Here is a 3,193-nt window from a genome sequence, read left to right on the forward strand (position 1 = left end):
GATAATGTGAGTGAGAAAGAAGCATTTAGGGCAACAGATTTAATGAATAATAGACCTAGGAAATGCTTGGGGTATAAGACCCTATTTGAGGTCTTTGCCAAGATGACTGGCAAGGACTATTTTTTAAATGGAAGTGTTGCACTTATGGGTTGAATTCGCCAAATTAATTTACAGAAAAGAGATTGCAATACTTCGAAAGGAATTACGAGAAAAATATCTAACAATATAATAGAAAGTGCCAATAAAGTTAATCATCCTATCTACCCCTGAGCCTATACATTTGAAACCATTTCGATTTACTCAATGAACTTACTAGAACTCTATCAGCAAACCTATACCTATGACACGGGTAACAATCTAACCCAACTCTTACACCAAGCAAACAGCAGTACATGGCAACAAACCCTCGCCATCCACCCAAACAACAACCGTGGCACTGAAACCCAACAATCCACCACCGACTTTGATGCCAATGGCAACTTACTAACCCTTGACAACATTGGTGCTCTAGATTGGCACTACAACAACACCCTTAACCAACTTACTAAAGCAGACAAAAACAACACCACACAATACTATGTCTATGATTGCCAAAACAGGCGAGTCCGCACTGTGATTGAATCTAACAATCAAGCGCAAAGCCAAAGAGACTACCTACCTGTACTAGATATCTCAACCAACGAAGCAAAGAAACAAATCAACACCCTGCACATCGGCACCCATATCCTGCGCGAAAGTAGCAAAGACAACACCCAAAACTCTAGTCCAAATTTTACTCAAACCCGCTATCAACTCACCAGCCACCTGCAATCCAACACCCTAGAACTTGACGACAAAGCCCAAGTTATAAGTTATGAGAATTACTACCCTTATGGTGGTACTGCCATTATTGCTGGCAAGGATAAAACCGAAGTCCAACAAAAACGCTATCGTTACACAGATAAAGAAAGAGATGATAATAGTAGTTTATCCTATTATGGCACCAGATATCTAGCACCATGGCTTGCCAGATGGATAAGCCCTGATTCGACAGGGGCGGTTGATGGCTTGAATTTATATGTTTATGTGGGCAATAATCCACTTAAATATATTGATCCAACGGGAAATGATAAAATTGGTTCTATAAGTTGGAATGAGTTTATTGCACATAATAATAATATAAAAGGCAAGAGAAGATTGAATCTTTGGGTTGGAGAGAATCATGCTAAAACAAGTGGCGCTGTTTTAATGTTAGATTTAGTTCGTTATACCAATATTCAGGATATTATGATAGAGAATACTGCTGCTAAGCTAGGTCAAAGGCCTAGTAAAGATATTAATATTGTTAATCATATGCATCGCTCTTACTCTGCACCCCATGAAACACAAGAAATTTTCAGGCGTATACAACTATTGACAATAAGTCATAATACTTATTATGTTGGAACACATGACTGGAAAAACACTCTTTTAGATGTAAACACATATGGACCAAAAAATAATTATATTGCTTTTGTTGGAAGTAATCATATAGCACAAGATATAAAAACAAGTGGGCTTAATCATGATCTGCAGGCAAACCCTGCATACAGGCATACAAATAAAAAGGATAATATAGCATTGCTACCACTAGAGCAAGTTGAAGCCTATCGAGTCAAAAAAAGAGTTATGAAAGGTCAAGAATATGGCATATGGGTAAAAGACCGATACGGCATAAAGGGGAGTGCATTTTTGGTTTTGGGCAGTGAAGACACAATGAAGAGAGAATTTGGTGACGCAGCACAACCAGTGCCCGAAGATCTTTCTAAATTACAGGATTATAGATCTGAACCTAGAAGGCTAAATATTATTCAAGCATTCCTATCCATATTCAACCAAAAATAATGAATAATATTGAGTCCTATTACCAAGCCTACATCTACGACACAGGCAACAATCTAACCCACCTCTCACACCAAGCAAACAGTAGCACATGGCAACAAACCCTCACCATCCACCCAAACAACAACCGTGGCACCGAAACCCAGCAATCCACCACCGACTTTGATGCCAATGGCAATTTACTAACCCTTGACAACATTGGTACTCTAGATTGGCACTACAACAACACCCTTAACCAACTTACTAAAGCAGACACAAGTAACACTACAGAGTACTATATCTATGATTACCAAGGCAGGCGAGTTCGTACTATGGTCGAATCTAACAATCAAGTACAAAACCAAAGAGACTACCTACCTTTACTAGACATCTCAACCAAAAGCAGCAAAGACAACACACAAAACTCTAGCCAAACTCACTACCAACTCACCGGCCACCTACAATCCAACACCCTAGAGTTGAACGACAAAGCCCAAACCCTCAGCTACGAACACTACTACCCCTATGGTGGCACTGCCCTCATCGCTGGCAAAGACAAAACCCAAGTCCAATAAAAACGCTACCGCTACACAGGTAAAGAAAGAGACGACAGTAGTGGTTTGTCCTACTACGGTGCTAGGTACCTAGATCCTTGGCTAACGAGGTGGATAAGCCCTGATTCAGCAGGGGCGGTTGATGGCTTGAATTTATATGTTTATGTGGGCAATAGTCCGCTTAAATACAGGGATCCGACAGGACATTTTCCGATTATATCTTGGGATAGGTTTGTGGGCAGTGTTAATGCTTATAAGGCAAATCAAAAAGATTTGAATATTTGGGTTGGAGAAGACCACACTGAACCACAAGGAAATTATTTAACAATCAACTTAAACGCTGCAATTAAATTTCAAAATTTTATAAAAGAAGGGACAAATGTCGGTATAGATGCAAGACCTTATAAACATCCAGAGGCTATCCATGCTAAATAGTCAACCCTTAAAAACCACACAACAAATTGATTTATAACAATAAAACCAACAATAACCCTAGACAAATCAACCAACTTTTGCTAAAATACCTCTTATTTCTTGGTCGTTTTGCTTAAAAAAATGTTAACTAAATCCAGCCCAATATCCACCCAATCAAATCTTTTTCATTCAGAGCTCTTTTCTCAATTAGATGTCAAAGACCCTTTAATACAACTAGCCAACACTATTAATTGGACAGTCTTTGATGATGCCTTTGAGCAACATTACTCTCAAAACAATGGCAGACCCTCAAAACCCATCAGGCTGATGGTAGGTTTGCTTTTGCTTAAACAACTAGAAAACCTCTCTGATGAGCGTGTTGTTTT

At 39.1% G+C, this 3,193-nt stretch carries 3 protein-coding genes and 2 pseudogenes; all 5 read left to right on the plus strand.

Annotated elements, in window-relative coordinates:
* Nucleotides 1-153: pseudogene (locus BHECKSOX2_RS10620) on the plus strand (IS30 family transposase); the annotation flags it as partial.
* A gap of 150 nt (nucleotides 154-303) precedes the next feature.
* Nucleotides 304-1,863 carry an RHS repeat-associated core domain-containing protein gene (locus BHECKSOX2_RS10305; protein WP_245391350.1) on the plus strand — a complete coding sequence of 520 codons (1,560 nt, stop codon included), beginning with the start codon at nucleotides 304-306 and terminating at the stop codon, nucleotides 1,861-1,863.
* Nucleotides 1,863-2,414 carry a hypothetical protein gene (locus tag BHECKSOX2_RS07235; protein WP_245391351.1) on the plus strand — a complete coding sequence of 184 codons (552 nt, stop codon included), beginning with the start codon at nucleotides 1,863-1,865 and terminating at the stop codon, nucleotides 2,412-2,414. Before BHECKSOX2_RS10305 ends, BHECKSOX2_RS07235 begins: the two co-directional genes overlap by 1 nt.
* A gap of 15 nt (nucleotides 2,415-2,429) precedes the next feature.
* A pseudogene (locus tag BHECKSOX2_RS10310) lies at nucleotides 2,430-2,828 on the plus strand (RHS repeat-associated core domain-containing protein); the annotation flags it as partial.
* Nucleotides 2,829-2,948: 120 nt separating this feature from the next.
* On the plus strand, nucleotides 2,949-3,193 hold a 245-nt coding region (locus tag BHECKSOX2_RS07240; RefSeq protein WP_180323630.1), incomplete at its 3' end, for a transposase.

Origin of the sequence: thiotrophic endosymbiont of Bathymodiolus puteoserpentis (Logatchev) (assembly GCF_900127505.1) — a bacterium.
In the GTDB taxonomy this organism is placed as follows: domain Bacteria; phylum Pseudomonadota; class Gammaproteobacteria; order PS1; family Pseudothioglobaceae; genus Thiodubiliella.

Coding starts and splice junctions, on each gene's coding strand:
- BHECKSOX2_RS07235 (WP_245391351.1), top strand. CDS start 1,863: ATGAATAATATTGAGTCCTATTACCAAGCCTACATCTACGACACAGGC.
- BHECKSOX2_RS10305 (WP_245391350.1), top strand. CDS start 304: ATGAACTTACTAGAACTCTATCAGCAAACCTATACCTATGACACGGGT.